The following is an 18123-nucleotide window of genomic DNA, read 5'->3' on the forward strand; positions in this document are numbered from 1 at the left end:
TTGAAGTTATTTCGTTATATGATAATCATGGGGATTGTAATAATTGTGTTGTCTGCATGCAGCAACAGTGATTTTCAAGGCAACATGGATGTAAATGTGAAGGATTTCAAGAATACGAATCAAGATGGAGAAGAAGTTAGTTTGTCCGATTTGAAAGGAAAAGTGTGGATTGCTGACTTTGTCTTCACAAATTGTACGACTGTTTGTCCGCCGATGACGAAAAACATGAGTGATCTTCAAGACAAGTTAAATGAAGAAGGGGTGAAAGATTACCACATTGTGTCATTTAGTATTGATCCGAAGCGCGATACACCGGAAGCATTGAAAGAATATATTTCCCATTATGAAGCAGATGAATCAAATTGGGATTTGTTAACGGGTTATGACGGCGATTATATTCGCGATTTCGCGGAAAAGAGCTTTCAAACATTAGCAGTTCCAGATCCAAATTCCGACCAGTTCATGCATGGAACGAGCTTTTATTTAGTGGATAAAGAAGGCACGGTTGTCAAGAGTTATGCAGGCAATATGGACGTGCCATTCGATGAAATTGTGCTGGATGTGAAGCAATTAACAGAACAACCTTGATAGAAGGCCCCGAATCACGTATTCGGGGCTTTTGCATATAAATAAATGAGCATAAAACAAATAAATAAGACTTGACTTTTATAAAATTCACAAAAAATTAATAATTTTTTAGTTGCAGGAAATTGGCTTTTTGTTTAAGATAAATGTACAGGTTTTTCTGAATATTTTGTTAAGGGGTGATTGTATGAACTATGGATTATACAAATATGGCTCAATGAACAGCGTAAAATGTGAATGCGGCTGGGAAGGGCAGCGTGCCGAACTCCGAAGTGCGCTTGTCGTGTTGGAACAAACAAAATGCGGTTCCATTTATGATGCTGAAGATGTTTATATTTGCCCGAGCTGTGGATCTAGAAAGTATTAATTCCTCTCTACTTGTTTCTCCCTTCGACTTTATATGATCCTTTCTTTACGACGACTTCGACGACCGCCAGTAGCCATTTGCCATCATGTTTTGAAGCGGAATCACCCTCATGATTCCGTTTTTCCTGTTTTTTTTTACAACCACTCTTTCGCCATTTATAATAGAGGTAGTCAAATGAGCGGAGGAATAAAATGTCGAATGTAGTCAATCAATATTTTGCCCATGAATACGAATCGATTGAAATGCTTGCTGATCGCATTAGTGACGCCCTTCACTGTCCCATTACAATTGAAGATGCGAATCATCAAATTATTGCGTACAGTCGCCATGAAGGAGAAATAGATCCGGTACGGATTGCAACGATTATGCGCCGTCGTGTGCCGGAGCATGTTATTAATAGCCTATGGAAAAGCGGAGCCATTCCGAAACTATTTGAAACAGAAGAGCCCGTCATCATCCCGGCGATTGATCAAGTTGAGCTCGGTGAACGCGTCGCCATTTCAGTCAGAAAGCAGGGGAAAGTGATCGGTTTCATTTGGGCGCAATCAAAGGCGCATTTTTCGGATGAGCAAATGTTTATTTTAAAGGAAGCCGCAAAAGCGGTGAAAAGCCAGCTTCTACAGCACGAGAAGCGAAAACGTGCGGCTGAAGAAAGCCATCAGGAGTTTTTTTGGAAGCTGTTAACGGGGCACTTCAACGGACGAAATGAAGTGGATCAAGTGAATAAGAGCTATGGAATGCCGTTGTCAGGTGAGCTGCTGACGGTAATTTTTGACTTTAAACGGACGATTGACCGTACACTTGAGCGGCAAATAGACTATCTTGTTGAAACGCTCCAGCAATTATCCTGTATAGCAAGAACGTACGATGGAGATCAGCTTATTTTACTCATTCGATTTCCGGATAAAGGTGAAACAGATACAGTGCAGCATTATATTCAAGATTTTATTGCGAAAGCATCAGAACGGCTGAAAGTACAGCCGACAGGGGCAGCGGGAAGTATTGTGAAAAATCCAATCGATGTGCAGACAAGCTATCAAGAAGCACTATATGTGCTGCGTATGAAAGAACTGTTTTCCACGATACAAGTGCCGCACTGTTACGAAAAAATAGGCATTTTTAAATCGATTGATGATTTTCGCACGGTCCGGAAAGGGATGAGAAATCCCATTATTGAAAAACTGAAAGCCTATGATCACATGCATCATGCGAATATGATTGAAACGATTTATACGTTTTTAGCTCATGACGGTAATATGAATGGGGCGGCTGGAGTTTTGCATGTTCACCCGAATACGCTTGCATACCGGTTAAAACGGATTACAGAAATTACTGAACTTGATTTGAAAGATATGAATGAAAAAACATTGCTTTATATTGATTTATTGATCCTGCAAGTGGATGATTCATTTTTGTGAAAATAGACAAAAACATCTCTCCTGATTTTTTATTTAACCTGATAAATATGTCGTTCATCAGTCATAATATGATGATAAGGAAAATAATCAACTAGGGAGATGAATTGTCATGATTATTGGTGTGCCGGGAGAAATTAAAAACAATGAAAATCGGGTTGCCATTACACCAGCAGGCGTTAGTTCATTTGTAAAAGCAGGACATCATGTACTTGTACAAAGTGGTGCGGGGATGGGAAGCGGTTTCTCTGATGAAGAATATAAAAAAACAGGCGCGGAAATTCTGAACATGGCGGCTGAGGTATGGAACCGTTCAGATATGATTATGAAAGTAAAAGAGCCGCTCGCATCGGAATACGAATATTTCCGCAATGGACTTATTCTTTTTACGTACCTTCATCTTGCAGCAGAGCCACTTTTAACGAAAGCACTTGTTGAAAATAAAGTGACAGCCATTGCATACGAAACAGTCAGTGTGAACCGGACGTTGCCGCTTTTATCGCCGATGAGTGAGGTAGCAGGACGAATGGCCGCGCAAATTGGCGCGCAGTTTTTAGAAAAGCAAGAGGGGGGGAAAGGGATTCTGCTTGGTGGTGTACCAGGTGTTAAAAAAGGTAAGGTGGCGGTCATTGGCGGTGGAATGGTCGGGATGAATGCTGCTAAAATTGCGGTTGGTCTTGGTGCTGACGTTACGATCATTGATTTAAGTGCAGATCGTCTCCGGCAGCTGGAAGATGTATTTGGTTCATCAATTCAAACGTTAATGTCGAATCCATTTAATGTCGCAGAAGCAGTGAGAGAGTCTGATCTTGTGATTGGTGCCGTATTAATTCCGGGAGCTAAAGCACCGAAGCTCGTAACAGAAGAAATGGTCAAGTCGATGTCAGATGGCTCGGTTATTGTGGATGTAGCGGTGGATCAGGGCGGTATTTTTGAAACAGTTGACCGCATTACGACACATGACAATCCAACATATATAAAGCATGGTGTCGTTCATTATGCTGTGGCCAACATGCCAGGTGCTGTGCCGCGAACATCGACTGTTGCGTTGACGAATGTAACCATTCCGTATGCGCTTCAAATCGCGGACAAAGGGTTTGAGAAAGCGGCAGCTGAAAATGCGGCTTTAAAATGCGGCATTAACACGCTAAAAGGGTTTGTCACATACAAAGCGGTCGCTCATGATCTTGGTTATGTGTATAAGCAGCTGGATGAACTAATATAACAGTAAAACTAAAACCGGTCATCAGCTGATGACCGGTTTTTTGTGTCATTAAAGAGCACTCAGTTCTTTTTGGATCGAATCCGTTGTACCAATGACGATTTTGGGCGTTTTCGCCGGGTCAATCCATTTCATTAGGACTGTTAAATGCGATTCACTGAGGGCAATGCATCCCGCTGTCGGTGTTGTACCGCTGCGCCACCGGTGAATGAAGATCGCACTGCCGGCATTTTTCACGACAGGATTTTCATTATAGCGAATAATAATCGCGTGTTTGTAGAGCGTATGATTCAGCCGTTCAAATGATTTCCAGCGTGTGGATGGATTGCCACGGTAGTATATCCATTTGTTGTAGTCTTTTGATGTAGCGTCATCTACCCAATAATGAAATTTGTTTGTAACTGTATAACGTGATTTTACGCCGGCAGGTTTTGCTGCAAAGCCAAACATTTCACCGATGGCATACATCCCTGTTGGTGTAGCGCCATTTCCTTCTTTCTTCGTAAAAGACAGTCCGTTTTTACCGGTGACAGCCGGTGAGACCCGTTTTAATACCCAGTTGCTCCCGGCTTTTTCATATAGTTTCACTGTTGCTATACTAGATGATGTCTGGCCTTCCGCAATGATTACCTGTTTGCTGTCAGTTACGTTGGATAATGCAGCGACGTATGGATCAGGGGCTGCTTCGGGTGACTGAGGAGAAATAGAAATAAGTAAAAGAATCGCTAAACACATATAAATCATATGCTTCACTATAAAGCCTCCTTTTTCTTTCTAACTAGTGACTTGAACTTCGGTCTAGCCGCAATTGCTGCGTAATCATGTTTCATTTGCGGCGATTCGATGCGCTTTGCTTCCTGTTGCATATAAAAGACCTCCCTAGTAGTTTGTAATTATGAAATCGTTTCCAATTAACGAAATTGTAACTCTATTCTAAGAAAGCAATTTCCAGATAGCAACTCTTTTTGACAAAAAAATAAACTTTTTCGATATTTCCTTGTTTTCCTTATTTATCTAGTAAAAACTCTCATTCATTTTCTTTCCAACTGATTTCGTGTACAATCAAAAAAAAGACAACAAATGGAGCGGATGGTTATGACGGAAAATAAATCGATAGGTGCAGCTGTTTCATCATTGACAGGTATGCGACTGCGCGTCGTTCATTCAATTTTGCATCAAATCAATGCGCGCGATTTAATTGCGTTAAAAGCAAAAAGTCAGTTTTCAAAAGAAGAGATGACACCGTTTTTCAGTGCCATTACAGCAGAAGCAAACAAACGAAGTGAGCAAATGGATGCTGAGCTGCAGCTCGATGTGTTTATTGCCTTAACGAAGATGTTAAAGCTTCCAGCTGCCCGTTTAAATGAAAAAGAAAAAGTAGCTGCACGCTCTGATGAAATCGTTCATAAATGGTTTGAAAAAGCGGCGAAACAGGATAAATTATTGACAGAGAAATTTGATCAGTCTCTTATCACGGACAAACTTGAATTTTTGCTTCACTATGAAAGTGTGAAAAGAGTGGAGCGTGTGCTGAAAAATGAAAAAGTAGATGAAAAGAAAGAACCGCTTCAAGAAAAGATCCGCCGATACTGGGAAGAAATGCCGGAATACAAACGAGTGCAAATCTATGAGCATCTCCATTTAAATCGTGGAACATTGTTTTCAGAGATCTTGGAAGAAAAAGGACTCGCTTCTTTTCTATTTGAAATGGGGACAAGAAGCGGTTTATCGATGTATGAAGCGCTGCTGTCTGATATTCGTACGGATGTGCCAAAAGGGGATCCTCGTTATTTATGGGTGCTTCATCCTGACGCATTGTTTACAACAGATGTCGCATTGAAAAGTCTCGTGTTAGGGAGTTGGATGCTGCCCTCCGCATTGCTTTTAATGTATATGTCGCCGGAAGATGATTTGAAAGAAACAGATCTGGCCGTGATTGCAGCAGAGTGGGTCAGAAGAGAGTCGAGTTACCAGCTGTTAATCAGGCAAATTAATGAATTGAAAGTAGATCAGCAGGAGACGGAGAAGCACATTGAATCGGTGCGGTTGGAACTTGGAAAGGCGATGAGTGCTGAAGAGAGGGCTCGGTCGGTCTATCGCAATTTACGGGAGCGTCTCATTGCCATTTTAAAAACAGATCCAGCACGCCCTTATTTAGGGGATATTAGCGTGTCTAATACACGAATTCGCGAAAAATTAAGCCGTGTGCAGTCTAAAATGAAATCGAATGAGACGAAAAAAGGGCTTCTTCAGTCTGTTGGGGCTTGGGTATCAAATACGTATTGGCAGACGGAAAAAAATAGTTTAGAAAAAAAACTGCACGTGTCATTTGAAAAAATGGCTGATGAAATCATGCGAAAGTATCCGTATTATGAAACGGATTTAATTTCAGAGATGAACACTGCCTTTATCACAGCGAACCAGTGGCAGTTTGAAAAGGAGCGTTTGCAGAAAAAAGAAGCGGAATCCGTCAAGTCGCTATCAGAGATGAAAAGTGAAGAGCTAAAATTGCGTGAGAAAGCAGCGGAATCCGCTTCCAAAACACCAGGATTAAAGCAGCTTGGCGCCGTTGACATACACGTGGAGAGCCCTATCATTTGATAGGGATTCTTTTATTTTTATCGTTTACATTTGTTTCACTTGAAGTTTTCACCTGTCTTTTCTATGATGAGGAGAGCACGTTTTAATAAAGGAGTGCAACGTGGTGAAACGACGAAAGTTACGAAAACGGGCAATGTATTTTTTATCCACTCCATTTATTATTCTAGGACTGCTTTTATTGATACTGTTTGCGCTTAGTGATTCAACATCTAAATTAATAGATTCAAAAAAAATTCCAGAAGAATTTATTCCGATTTACAAAGCGGCTGCAGAAGAATATGGAATTCCGTGGGAGCTACTGGCAGCGCATCACCGAGTGGAAACTAAATTTTCGACAATGGATCCGATGATTTCACCGGTCGGTGCAGAAGGACCGATGCAGTTTATGCCGTGCACATTTGTCGGTTGGCAGCACCCTACCTGCAACGGACTCGGTACGGGAGAAATTTCAGAAAAAGAAAAAGTAGACCCTGATGTCATTGCAAAATACGGTGGATACGGTGTTGATGCAAATGGGGACGGCAAAGCTGACCCATTTGATGTTGAAGATGCCATTTTTAGTGCGGCAAATTATTTGCAGTCAAATGGAGCCGCTGAAGGTGATTTAGAACGGGCCATTTTTGCTTATAATAGAAGTGATCAATATGTCTCAGATATTTTATATTATGTCGAGGAGTATTCGAAACAGGAAGAATGAGAAAAGAGTACCTAACCGGTGAAATAAAAAAACGTCTTTGCCATTCGTGGCAAAGACGTTTTTTTAGTGATTTTCTTTTTTATTGTAATAATCAACAGCAAATTGAGAACCTTCGCTGACCATTTTATTGTCGTCAATGTCTTCTGGATGGGGATTGCCGCCTTTGTAAACCGGGAATGCATCCCCTGGAGACGTTTCGCCGCTTAATTTCTGTTTCGCCTGGGTCATCCAGTCATCAAACTTTGTGCGATTTTCATCTTTTGACAGCCACCACGCTGCGGCACCGGCACCGAGAAGAAGGTAACCAAGTCCACCATTTTTTTGCTTCATCGTTTTTTTACTGCTATACATTCAAAGTCCTCCTTAGTAGTGTCACTTTATCGCTTGCTTACTAACAAGTTTACCCACATGGTATAAATTCAAAACATGGACCATTTTTTAATGAAAAAACAAAGCGTTTCGAAAAAAAGAAATGAGGGTATATTGTGTAAGGATGATCCAGGGGAAGGATTGGATTTAAATGGAACATACATTCCACTCGTCGCAATGGAAATGGATAGAGTTCAATATGAAAGACGATATCGACGCGAAAGAGCTTATGAAAAAACACTCTACATATAAAAAGTGGACCGATAGTGTGAAAACGAATAAAATGAACTTGCTTGAAATGTATACAGGTACCGCAGAGGAAGAAATCATCTGGGGCTCGCTCGTTTATATACAGGATCTTCATGAAAAACAAGAGAGACGTGTATTTCATTTTTATTTAACACGCAATGAACTTGTAACGGCAGATTTGAATTTAAATGAGCTGGATTATCTAGATGTAAAAGCAATGAAAGAAAAAATGCATCAATCAGAAACATCGATTGAAGGATTTTTTGTACTCATCGGTGAAATTATGGCCTACTTTTTAAAGGAAATTGATAAATTTGAAGTGCGGCTGCGTGATTTGATCTGGGATGTTAAAGAACGCAATAATACAAAAACGCTCGATCGAACGGCGAATGCTGATCATGAACTGCTTATCTGGAAAAATTTAATTATTCCGATGATCGAAATTCGTAGAGCGGTGGAAGAAGCATTTGGCGACGAGATTATGGAACAGCCGCAATATAAACGAACGAAGCGCCGCATTACACGTGCGCGTGAACTGATTCGTGAGTATGAAGAGGAAATCGATGCGCTGCTTGATCTTGAAAGTGTTGTTTCCACACACCGGGGGAATGAAATTATGAAAACATTGACGGTTATTACAACGTTGTTTACACCGGTGACTGCATTTGGTGCCATCTGGGGAATGAACTTTAAGCATATGCCGGAGCTCGAATGGAAATTTGGCTATTTATTGGCCGGTGTATTAATTGTGGCATCGACGTTTATTCTATATGCATATTTGAAGAAAAAAGGGTGGATGGGTGACATTTTATCGGTCCGTTCAAAAAAATCATTTTTCAAGTGATTAGTTTTTCTTATGAAAGGTGATTAACTTCTTGTTATTTACTTATATAGATCCGTATAATATGATAAAGGATGTGGGAAATTAGAAGAAAAAACGAATAACTAATTTTTCGGATGTCTTACATACTGATATTTAAGAGGGGGAACCGAAATGGCGAAAAATGATATATTTAACGCCCGCACAAGCTTTGACCTTAATGGTAAGCAATATAATTACTACCGCCTGGCTGCTCTTGAAGAAGCGGGAATAGCAAAAGTTTCACGCCTGCCATATTCGATTAAAGTATTACTTGAATCTGTACTTCGTCAATTTGATGGCTATGTCATTAAAAAAGACCATGTTGAAAACTTAGCAAAATGGGGACCGAATGTAGATAAAGAAGCAGAAGTTCCGTTTAAACCATCACGCGTTATTTTGCAGGATTTTACAGGTGTGCCGGTTGTTGTTGACCTTGCATCTCTTCGTAAAGCAATGGCAGACATCGGCGGCGATCCTCAGGTCATTAATCCAGAAATCCCGGTTGATCTCGTTATTGACCACTCTGTGCAAGTAGATGCTTATGGTACACCGGCAGCACTTGAACGCAATATGGTGCTTGAATTTGACCGCAATGCGGAGCGCTATGAGTTTTTAAGCTGGGCGCAAAAAGCATTTGATAATTACCGTGCAGTTCCACCGGCAACGGGAATTGTTCATCAGGTAAACCTTGAGTATCTCGCGAATGTCGTACATGCAGTTGAAACGACTGAAGGCGAGTTTGAAGCATATCCGGATACACTCGTTGGTACGGATTCTCATACAACAATGATTAATGGAATCGGCGTTCTCGGATGGGGCGTTGGCGGCATTGAAGCAGAAGCGGGTATGCTTGGGCAGCCTTCATATTTCCCTATTCCAGAAGTAGTCGGTGTTAAATTAACAGGCGAACTTCCAGATGGCGCAACGGCTACTGACCTTGCGTTAAAAGTAACACAAGTTCTTCGTCAACAGGGTGTAGTAGGTAAATTCGTTGAGTTCTTCGGTGCAGGTGTAGCTTCACTTCCGCTTGCAGACCGTGCGACAATTGCAAACATGGCACCTGAATATGGCGCAACGTGCGGTTTTTTCCCGGTTGACGCAGAGTCTCTTGATTACATGCGTTTAACAGGACGTGAAGAAGAGCATATTCAAGTCGTTGAGCAATATTTAAAAGAAAACGATATGTTCTTCACACCAGAGAACGAAGAACCAATTTACACGGAAGTCGTTGAAATAAGCCTTGCTGAAATCGAGCCGAATTTGTCTGGTCCGAAACGTCCGCAAGACCTAATTCCACTTACTCAAATGCAAAAAGCATTCCAAGAAGCAGTCAGCGCGCCTCAAGGCAACCACGGCTTCGGTTTGACAGCAGATGAGCTTGATAAAACAACAACGATTAAATTCAATGATGGTGAAAAAGTAGAAATGAAAACGGGTGCGATCGGCATTGCGGCGATCACATCATGTACAAATACCTCAAATCCTTACGTTCTTCTTGCAGCTGGTTTGGTGGCGAAAAAAGCGGTTGAACTCGGTCTTGAAGTACCTAAGTATGTAAAAACATCTCTTGCACCAGGTTCAAAAGTTGTGACAGGCTACCTTCGTGATTCTGGACTCCTTCCTTATATGGAAAAACTCGGTTTCAACCTTGTTGGCTACGGCTGTACAACATGTATCGGTAACTCTGGTCCGCTAAAAGACGAAATCGAAAAAGCGATTGTTGATTCGGATCTTCTCGTTACATCTGTTCTTTCAGGTAACCGTAACTTTGAAGGTCGTATTCATCCGCTTGTAAAAGGAAACTACCTTGCATCTCCACCACTCGTTGTTGCCTATGCACTTGCAGGTAATGTAAACGTAGACCTTCAAAACGAGCCGATCGGTAAAGGCAAAGATGGACAGGACGTCTTCTTTAAAGATATTTGGCCTGGAACGGCTGAAGTAAAAGAAGCGGTAAAACGTACAGTTACACCTGAATTGTTCCGTAAAGAATATGCTCAAGTATTCAACAATAATGCGAAATGGAATCAAATTCAAACGAGCAATGAAGCACTTTACAGCTGGAATGAAGATTCAACGTACATTGCGAATCCAACATTCTTCCAGGATCTTTCAACAAATCCAGAGCCGATTCAAGCGCTCACAGGCTTACGTGTAATGGGTAAATTCGGTGATTCTGTCACGACAGACCATATTTCACCAGCTGGTGCGATTGGTAAAGATACGCCAGCAGGCTTATACCTTCGCTCTAAAGGGGTTGAACCACGTGACTTTAACTCATACGGTTCACGCCGTGGCAACCATGAAGTAATGATGCGTGGTACGTTTGCGAATATTCGTATTCGTAACCAAATTGCGCCGGGTACAGAAGGCGGACTTACAACATATTGGCCAACAGGCGAAGTTATGCCGATTTATGATGCATGCATGAAGTATCAAGAGCAAGGAACAGGACTTGTCGTTCTTGCTGGTAAAGATTACGGAATGGGCTCTTCACGTGACTGGGCGGCAAAAGGTACAAACTTGCTAGGCGTTAAAACCGTTATTGCGGAAAGCTATGAGCGTATTCACCGTTCGAATCTAGTGATGATGGGCGTGCTTCCGCTTCAATATAAACTGGGCGAAAATGCAACAACACTTGGACTTACAGGTGAAGAAACAATTGAAGTGGCGATTACAGATAGCGTGAAACCACGCGAAGTTGTAACCGTTACAGCAACCAATAAAGAAGGCAAGAAAACAGAATTCCAGGCGCTTGTGCGTTTTGATTCAGAAGTAGACGTGGACTACTACCGTCACGGTGGCATTTTGCAAATGGTCCTTCGAGGCAAATTGCAAAATGTTAAAAGCGACAAATAAGTTATACAAAAAAGAAGCCGGTTCCATTTACTTGGAATTGGCTTCTTTTTTTAGAGAGATGATTGAATATTTTGTATAAAAATAATATTTAAGGAAATAATAACAATATAGAGAAAGGAGTGAAAACGTGCGTAAAATTCATAAAAAAACATTTGCAGATCTAATTAAAGAAAATAAAGAGGAACTGCTCGCGGATGCTAAAGCAATGAAAGTCCTTGAAGAAAGACTCGAGTCAAAGTGGCTTGCATATGATAAAACAGGAAAATAGGCCGGTATTCGTACCGGACTGTATACATAATTGTTAGTTGCTATTAAAATATGATTATAGTTTAATGGATTTTAAAAAAGGATTTTTAATCAGGCTTTGTTTCTTTTGCAAATTAAGTGCTTATTTAAAACCTTAACTTCATATGTTAAGGTTTTTTGCATAGATAAGAATTCTGTAAGAAGAAAGGATGATATAGGGGGATGGGGAACTTATTACGAACAATACATATACCCAAACTTGATGAAAAAACAGGTGCTCATGTACAGCAATATGTTAACTCACTGACAAAACCTCTTGGGAGTTTAGGCCGATTGGAGGATTTGGCGATTGAACTGGCAAAGATGACAGGAGATCCTTTTCCGGACGTGTCACCGCCGGGGGTTATTGTGTTTGCAGCGGACCATGGTATCACTGATGAGGGTGTATCTGCTTATCCGCAGGAAGTGACAGGTCAAATGGTCCGTAATTTTTTGAATGGTGGCGCAGCCATTAATGTATTTAGTAAATCAATCAACGCCAGCTTATACATCGTGGATATCGGGGTAGCTAGTGATATAGATGAGGAAGGGTTGATAAAGAAAAAAGTACGATATGGAACAGCTAATTTTTATAAGGAAAACGCAATGTCTCCTGATGAAGCAGTTAAAGCTATTGAAGTTGGCTATGAGCAGGCACAAAAAATGATTAACGAGGGAGCTAAATGCCTCATTCTCGGTGAGATGGGAATCGGCAATACGACCACAAGCAGTGCTATTGCAGCTGCTGTCAGCGAACAAGATATTCAAAAGCTAGTCGGAACAGGCACAGGAATTGAGAAGGACAAAATTCAGTATAAACAACAAATTATTAAAAGTGCTCTTGAAAAAAGAAATCCGAGGGCAGATGATCCTATCGACATTTTATCGAAAATTGGGGGGCTTGAAATTGCTGGAATGGCGGGTGCAATGCTTGCTGCTGCAAGTAACCGGATACCTATTCTTGTCGATGGATTTATTTCTGCAACTGCTGCTTTGATCGCGAAAATGATCTCCAGTCAAGTCGCCGATTATATGATTATGGGGCATCGTTCTTTAGAACCTGGGCATGACGTTCTCATTCAGTTGTTGGGAAAAAAGCCGCTTCTCGATCTCGAAATGAGACTGGGAGAAGGCAGTGGCGCTGCGGTTTCTTTTCCCATATTACAATCAGCTGTACTAATGGTGAAAGAAATGGCCACATTTGAAACGGCCCAAGTATCCAATAAGGAGTAATGGAGGATCAATGTTTGTTTACAAATGAAGAAAAAGAAGCGATTTACAAAGTAATTTATTCCAGAAGAGATGTAAGAAGCTTTACATCTGATCCAGTTCCTAAAGCAGCGATAGAACGGATTTTAGAAGCGGCTCATCACGCACCATCAGTCGGATTTATGCAGCCATGGAATTTTATTTTGATCGAAGAGGAAGAAATCAAACATCGGTTAGCATGGGCGGCAGATAAAGAGCGAAGAGCCCTTGCGATTCATTATGAAAACGATGATCGTTCATCAAAATTTTTGAATTTGAAAATTGAGGGAATGAAGGAAGCACCATTAACGATATGTGTCACTGCCGATCCTACGAGGGGAGGATCGCACGTACTTGGACGGAATTCAATACCGGAAACAGACATTATGTCGACAGCATGTGCCATTCAAAATATGTGGCTGGCATCCTGTGCCGAAGGGCTGGCAATGGGATGGGTTAGTTTTTATAAAAAATCCGATGTGCGGGATATATTAGAGATACCGCCTCATATTGATCCAGTTGCCTTAATTTCCATCGGTTATACAGATGGTTATCCGAAAGCTCCTATTTTGGAGACAGTCAAATGGGAAAAAAGAAAAGAATTGGAAAAATTAGTATACCATAATAAGTGGCCGGTATTAACGTAATGATAAAGGGATCCCTTACATAAACGGGATCCCTTTTATATTAAAATGGATTTACGGCAACTGGAATACCAGGGCGTGAAGAATCACTGCCACCAAATAATTCCCCTGTTTTGGGGTTTAATAATACGGCCTGCACATTGCCAATGGAAAGTGCAATGTTATCGAACTGGTAATTCATCTGCTCCAGCTTTCGCTTTGCTTTTTCTGGAATCCCTTCTTCATGCCAGATAAGCGGTCCGGTCCCATTATAAATGCGCGGCTCTTCAATAGCATCTTTTACATCCATTCCGTAGTCAAGAATATGGATCATCGTTTGCAAGACTGATGCAGGAATAGTCGGGCCGCCCGGTGAACCGAGTGTTAGGACAGGCTCCCCATCTTTAAATACAATGGTCGGTGTTTTCATGCTGACCGGGTATTTGCCGGGTTCGACAGAGTTAATACCAGCAGGATCTGGATCAAAATCAGTCATATCATTATTTAGTAAAAATCCATAACCTGGCACCATAATACCGGAACCGAAAAAGTGCTCGAGAGAAGACGTACATGTGGCAATATTGCCATCCCGATCAACAGCGATGAAATGTGTCGTCTCTGATCCGGGTTCTTTTTTATTTGATTTTTGATGATGCGGCTGTTTTACTTTATCATAGTCCCACGGATTCCCTTCTGTTATCGAATCATTGCGGAATTCAAAGTTAAGCAGTTCCATTCGTTTCGTCAAATAATCATTATGGAGAAGCCCTTCAAGGGGGATATCATAAAACGCGGGGTCGCCCATAAAAGCGAGTTTATCGGCGGTCATGATACGCAGCACTTCAGCGATCATATAATATTTTTCCCACGAATGAACGTCATATTGTGCGATATTCAGCTTTTCTAGCAGTTTCAACATATAGAGAAGCGAAAAGCCGCCACCATTTGGTGGAGAAGGGACAGCGATCGTATAATCTTCGTAAGTACCGGTCATCGCTTCAGACACTGTTGCTTCATATTTCTCCAAATCCTCTTTTTCAATAAATCCATCAAAAGATTGGACCGTTTTAACGAGTGCATCTGCAATTTCACCTTTATAAAAAGCATCCGTTCCTTTTTCTTGCACTAATTTCAATGTTTTCGTCAACTGCTCATTTACGACCACTTCTCCTTCTGTCAGTGGTACACCATCTGGAAAGAAAAAAGTGCGGGCTTCTTCGCCAAGCCGATCACTGAATCGTTCAAGGCCGGTATTCCACGTTAAGTTGACGCGAACACCTTCTTCAGACAACTTGACTGCCGGCGTCATTACGTCTGCCCAATTCATCGTACCGAACTCTTCCAGCGCTTTTTCAAACCCTTTTAAAATACCGGGTACTGCTACAGCTGTCCCAGGCGTCGATCGCTCGATAAATGATATGATGTCTTGATGCTCGTCAACAAAGACATTTTTATGTGCTTTATTTGGGGCGATGGAATGCCCGTTAACAACAAATGTTTTTTGCCTTTTCGCATCGTAGTACATAATAAATCCACTTGCGGCAAGCCCGGTGTTGAACGGTTCTGCTACTGCAAGAGCAAACTGCATTGCAGCAAGTGCATCCATTGCATTTCCGCCATTTGACAAAACATCCGCTCCGATTTGAGATGCTTCTTCTGTTGCGCTGGCTGTCATGCCATTTTTTCCACGCGCCTTCTGTCTATGTGATGCTTCTTTTTGATTGGCCCATATATGTTCCATTGTCATGATGGTTCCTCCGTCTCTATTTAAGACAAACGCTCAATTGTTTTGGCAAGAAGAGTTGTTCGTTCAATTAGTGAATCAACTACTGTATATTCATCTGTTTCGCTATGGGAAAATTCGCCGACCGGTCCAAGCCCGTCAATCGTCGGTATGCCAACACTTGCAGTGAAAGAGGCATCTGATGCACCTCCTGTTGACTCACCGTGAATATCGAGCCCAATTTCTTTACCTATTTCTTTCACACGATCCAGCAGCTTTTGCGATTCTTTCGTCATTTCCATCGGTGGTCTTGAGATCTCGCCCGACACTTTCGTATCGGTCCCTTGCACGATCTCTTCTTCCGCAATCGCATAAATCTCTTTTACGGTGTCTGTTGCCTGTTCTTTGCTTTGAACGCGTACATCAATGACTGCTTCTGCGTCGGGTGAAACAGTATTCGCAGATATTCCGCCGCTAATTAAGCCGACATTGACCGTCAGCCCGTTTTCAAGATCATTTAGCTCCTGCAATTTAATCACTTTATATGCGATTTCTTCAATAGCACTTCGACCGATTTCGGGCTCTACACCCGCATGGGCACTTTTACCGGTTACGCTCATCTTAAATCGTCCGACGCCTTTTCGTGCTGTGATGACACCTTCGTTTGGCCGTCCACACTCAACGATGAGACTGTAGTCTTTTCCTTCTGCTGCTTCTTTTATAAGTGATTTTGAAGAGGGGGATCCAACTTCCTCATCGCTGTTGAAGATAATATGAACGTTATGGAAACAGGTTAATCCCGCATTTTTCAATGCTTTCATCGCATATAAAACTTGAACGTGGCTGGCTTTTTCATCGTTTACACCAGGTCCATACGCTCTGTCTCCGATAATTTCAAATGGCCGTTTCTCTGCTTCACCGTCTGGAAATACGGTATCCATATGGGCGATGATTAAAATGCCAGGCCTTTTCGCATTGGGTGATGCAATACTTAAATGATTCCCGAATTCTTTTTCTCTATGTACATCCACTTTCATACCGGCGTTTTCAAACTCTTTTTGAAGAATCGAACCTATTTTATCGACGTCTTGTTTATTGTAAGAATGGCTGTCTGTATTGACGAGTTTTTCAAGAAGTGCAATCATGTTCTCTTTTTCGTTTTTCAAATACGTAATCAAAATAAATTCCTCCTTGCGGCTGATCTTTACCTATACCCGAAAAGACAAAAAAGATAAACGTTAGCGGAAAACATGGTAAAATAAATAGAGGTGCAAGTGAGATAAAGGAGTTTTTATATTGTTTATTTCAGAAACAGAGGTAGAAGTTCGCTATGCGGATACAGATGCAATGCAAGTCGTTTACCACGGCCAGTATGTCGTTTGGTTTGAGATTGGCCGCACACGTTTAATTAAAGATCTTGGTTTCAATTATGCAGACATGGAAAAAAAAGGTTTTGTTTCGCCTGTTGTCGATATTCGCTTATCCTATAAACAGCCATTTCGCTACGGAGAAACAGCGACGGTACGGACGTGGATTGAGGCACACAGTGGTATCCGCACGACGTACGGATATGAGATTGTGAATGAAAAAGGCAATGTGTGTGTGTTAGGTTCAAGCGTTCATACGATTGTTAACAAAGCTACATTCCGGCCGGTGAAATTTAAAAAAGAATTTCCAGAATGGCATCATGTATATGAACAGGAAAAAAAACCAGTTTAATGACATTTGGACTTAAACGGGTGGATGTGGAAAATGGAAACCGGTCATATTGCATTTTTAACACATTACTGGTACGATGAGCGGTTCCCGCATTACCGTACCGTAACGAAAGCAGGCTGTATTTATGTAGGCAGACTGGTGGAATGGGGATATATATACGGATTGACGCCGAAATGGATTGATATAGGTACCTCATCTAGGGCGCATTTTGACTTACTCGGTGAAAAACAGCTATTTATTTTAAAACATGAAAGATTAGACGATCATATTCGAAAATTTCAACTGGAATAGATCAATCGCGTATGTATTTATAAGTTGGTTCGTCTAATTGTTCATCAAACTCGACGACTAGATGATGCCCGTCAAAATACCATAGATCCTTATCTTCAACAAAATAGGTGACGCCGCCGTGCTTTGCTGTCACAGCAGCTTCAATCGGTTCTTCTTTCGAAACGCCAAGTGAAAACCCGTCATGCAGAGGACTGGATCCCCCATAGCGTACGTAAAAACGGATAAAGTCCCCTTTAGCTGCATACATTTCTTCTTCAAACCATTTTTTTGCTAGATTGTTCAATTGAATATTCATGCCGAATTAACTCCAATCCTTTTTTCTTAGTGTAGCACGGAATAATGTACAGTCAAAATAAAACACAAAGCAAGCGGCTTAACGCGATAACGTTAAACCGCTTGTTTCAATTTTTTTTACCAAAACTTGCTTTCGGTTCTGTTTTATTTTTAAGGCGGACAATGTTGGCCCGATGGCGGAAAAGGACGAAAAAGAATATAGCTGTAATCGCTGCGAGAAATGGGAGATCATTCGTATAAATTGTATGAATGATCGCATAGATGAATGCGACTGTAGCTGCCAATACAGAAGCAAGAGACACGTATTTTGTTAGTAAAAGGACAATAACAAAAATCGCAACTAAAAATAAAAAGACAAGCGGGCTGTAGGCAAGTAGAACACCAGCCGACGTCGCCACGGCTTTACCGCCGCGAAAACCGGCAAAAATAGGAAACATGTGCCCGATAACCGCAACAAGTCCAGCGATCAGCGGATGAAAGCCTGCATCGAACCAGATGGGCAGCAATGTGGCGACTGTTCCTTTTAAAATATCGACAGCAGTGACGACTGTACCTGCTTTTTTGCCGAGAACACGAAATGAATTAGTCGCGCCAAGGTTACCGCTGCCATGCTCACGTATATCAAGACCGAAAAAGACTTTGCCGGCAATGAGTCCAGACGGGATTGAACCGAGTAAATAAGCGATAATTAAAATAAGTGCTTGAATCAATTTC

General features: G+C 41.5%; 19 protein-coding genes. 13 read left to right on the forward strand and 6 right to left on the reverse strand.

Translation table 11 applies throughout. From position 1 onward, the window contains the following. The 4 genes from AWH49_RS01355 to ald all read left to right on the forward strand — a co-directional run bounded on the left by AWH49_RS01355 (position 1) and on the right by ald (position 3592). A complete protein-coding gene (locus tag AWH49_RS01355) occupies positions 1-588 on the forward strand; it encodes an SCO family protein (RefSeq protein ID WP_082862626.1) in 588 nt (195 codons plus the stop codon). 184 nt (positions 589-772) lie between these two features. Next, positions 773-952, forward strand: a complete 180-nt coding sequence (locus tag AWH49_RS01360; protein ID WP_018392819.1) for a hypothetical protein — start codon at positions 773-775, stop codon at positions 950-952. Positions 953-1143: 191 nt separating this feature from the next. Then, complete coding sequence (locus tag AWH49_RS01365) at positions 1144-2370, forward strand: PucR family transcriptional regulator (protein ID WP_063964419.1); 1227 nt, start codon at positions 1144-1146, stop codon at positions 2368-2370. Between the two features lie 109 nt (positions 2371-2479). Then, a complete protein-coding gene (gene ald / locus AWH49_RS01370) occupies positions 2480-3592 on the forward strand; it encodes an alanine dehydrogenase (protein WP_063964420.1) in 1113 nt (370 codons plus the stop codon). A gap of 48 nt (positions 3593-3640) precedes the next feature. Here ald and AWH49_RS01375 read toward each other — a convergent pair whose 3' ends face one another. Next, positions 3641-4333, reverse strand: coding sequence for a L,D-transpeptidase family protein (locus AWH49_RS01375; RefSeq protein ID WP_244886764.1), 693 nt, complete (start codon positions 4331-4333; stop codon positions 3641-3643). A gap of 351 nt (positions 4334-4684) precedes the next feature. On the opposite strand from AWH49_RS01375, the gene AWH49_RS01380 reads away from it, so the two are divergent. Together AWH49_RS01380 and AWH49_RS01385 are read left to right on the forward strand one after the other, a co-directional pair. Next, complete coding sequence (locus AWH49_RS01380; protein WP_063964421.1) at positions 4685-6190, forward strand: hypothetical protein; 1506 nt, start codon at positions 4685-4687, stop codon at positions 6188-6190. Between the two features lie 103 nt (positions 6191-6293). Further along, positions 6294-6887, forward strand: coding sequence for a lytic transglycosylase domain-containing protein (locus tag AWH49_RS01385; RefSeq protein WP_018392825.1), 594 nt, complete (start codon positions 6294-6296; stop codon positions 6885-6887). Positions 6888-6950: 63 nt separating this feature from the next. On the opposite strand, the gene AWH49_RS01390 is transcribed toward AWH49_RS01385, so the two are convergent. After that, positions 6951-7238 carry a hypothetical protein gene (locus tag AWH49_RS01390; protein ID WP_051927723.1) on the reverse strand — a complete coding sequence of 96 codons (288 nt, stop codon included), beginning with the start codon at positions 7236-7238 and terminating at the stop codon, positions 6951-6953. Positions 7239-7407: 169 nt separating this feature from the next. On the opposite strand from AWH49_RS01390, the gene AWH49_RS01395 reads away from it, so the two are divergent. The 5 genes from AWH49_RS01395 (at position 7408) to bluB (ending at position 13406) form a co-directional block, all read left to right on the forward strand. Next, the gene (locus tag AWH49_RS01395; protein WP_063964422.1) at positions 7408-8349 is read left to right on the forward strand and encodes a magnesium transporter CorA family protein; all 942 of its coding nucleotides are present in this window, start codon (positions 7408-7410) and stop codon (positions 8347-8349) included. Between the two features lie 150 nt (positions 8350-8499). Further along, a complete protein-coding gene (gene acnA, locus AWH49_RS01400) occupies positions 8500-11226 on the forward strand; it encodes an aconitate hydratase AcnA (protein ID WP_063964423.1) in 2727 nt (908 codons plus the stop codon). 127 nt (positions 11227-11353) lie between these two features. After that, on the forward strand, positions 11354-11494 hold the full coding sequence (locus AWH49_RS18860) for an FbpB family small basic protein (RefSeq protein ID WP_082862627.1): 141 nt from the start codon (positions 11354-11356) through the stop codon (positions 11492-11494). Between the two features lie 200 nt (positions 11495-11694). Then, positions 11695-12744, forward strand: coding sequence for a nicotinate-nucleotide--dimethylbenzimidazole phosphoribosyltransferase (cobT, locus tag AWH49_RS01405; RefSeq protein ID WP_063964424.1), 1050 nt, complete (start codon positions 11695-11697; stop codon positions 12742-12744). Positions 12745-12758: 14 nt separating this feature from the next. After that, positions 12759-13406, forward strand: a complete 648-nt coding sequence (gene bluB / locus AWH49_RS01410; RefSeq protein ID WP_211268370.1) for a 5,6-dimethylbenzimidazole synthase — start codon at positions 12759-12761, stop codon at positions 13404-13406. Positions 13407-13446: 40 nt separating this feature from the next. Here the strand turns inward: bluB and ggt are convergent, their stop codons facing one another. Both ggt and AWH49_RS01420 read right to left on the reverse strand, forming a co-directional pair. Continuing rightward, positions 13447-15129: a gamma-glutamyltransferase gene (gene ggt, locus AWH49_RS01415; RefSeq protein ID WP_082862628.1), complete on the reverse strand. Its 1683-nt coding sequence runs from the start codon at positions 15127-15129 to the stop codon at positions 13447-13449. 20 nt (positions 15130-15149) lie between these two features. Further along, a complete protein-coding gene (locus AWH49_RS01420; protein ID WP_082862629.1) occupies positions 15150-16283 on the reverse strand; it encodes a M20 family metallopeptidase in 1134 nt (377 codons plus the stop codon). Positions 16284-16401: 118 nt separating this feature from the next. Here AWH49_RS01420 and AWH49_RS01425 point away from each other — a divergent pair, with 118 nt between their 5' ends. Both AWH49_RS01425 and AWH49_RS01430 read left to right on the forward strand, forming a co-directional pair. Continuing rightward, positions 16402-16824, forward strand: a complete 423-nt coding sequence (locus AWH49_RS01425) for an acyl-CoA thioesterase (protein WP_018392834.1) — start codon at positions 16402-16404, stop codon at positions 16822-16824. Positions 16825-16857: 33 nt separating this feature from the next. Continuing rightward, the gene (locus AWH49_RS01430; RefSeq protein WP_082862630.1) at positions 16858-17115 is read left to right on the forward strand and encodes a hypothetical protein; all 258 of its coding nucleotides are present in this window, start codon (positions 16858-16860) and stop codon (positions 17113-17115) included. 1 nt (position 17116) lies between these two features. Here the strand turns inward: AWH49_RS01430 and AWH49_RS01435 are convergent, their stop codons facing one another. Both AWH49_RS01435 and plsY read right to left on the reverse strand, forming a co-directional pair. After that, positions 17117-17410, reverse strand: coding sequence for a HesB/YadR/YfhF family protein (locus AWH49_RS01435; protein ID WP_034284858.1), 294 nt, complete (start codon positions 17408-17410; stop codon positions 17117-17119). A 106-nt stretch (positions 17411-17516) separates the two neighbouring features. After that, positions 17517-18119, reverse strand: a complete 603-nt coding sequence (plsY, locus tag AWH49_RS01440) for a glycerol-3-phosphate 1-O-acyltransferase PlsY (RefSeq protein WP_094777129.1) — start codon at positions 18117-18119, stop codon at positions 17517-17519. Positions 18120-18123: the final 4 nt, after the last annotated feature.

It is taken from the genome of Domibacillus aminovorans (assembly GCF_001643235.1).
Lineage (GTDB): Bacteria > Bacillota > Bacilli > Bacillales > Domibacillaceae > Domibacillus > Domibacillus aminovorans.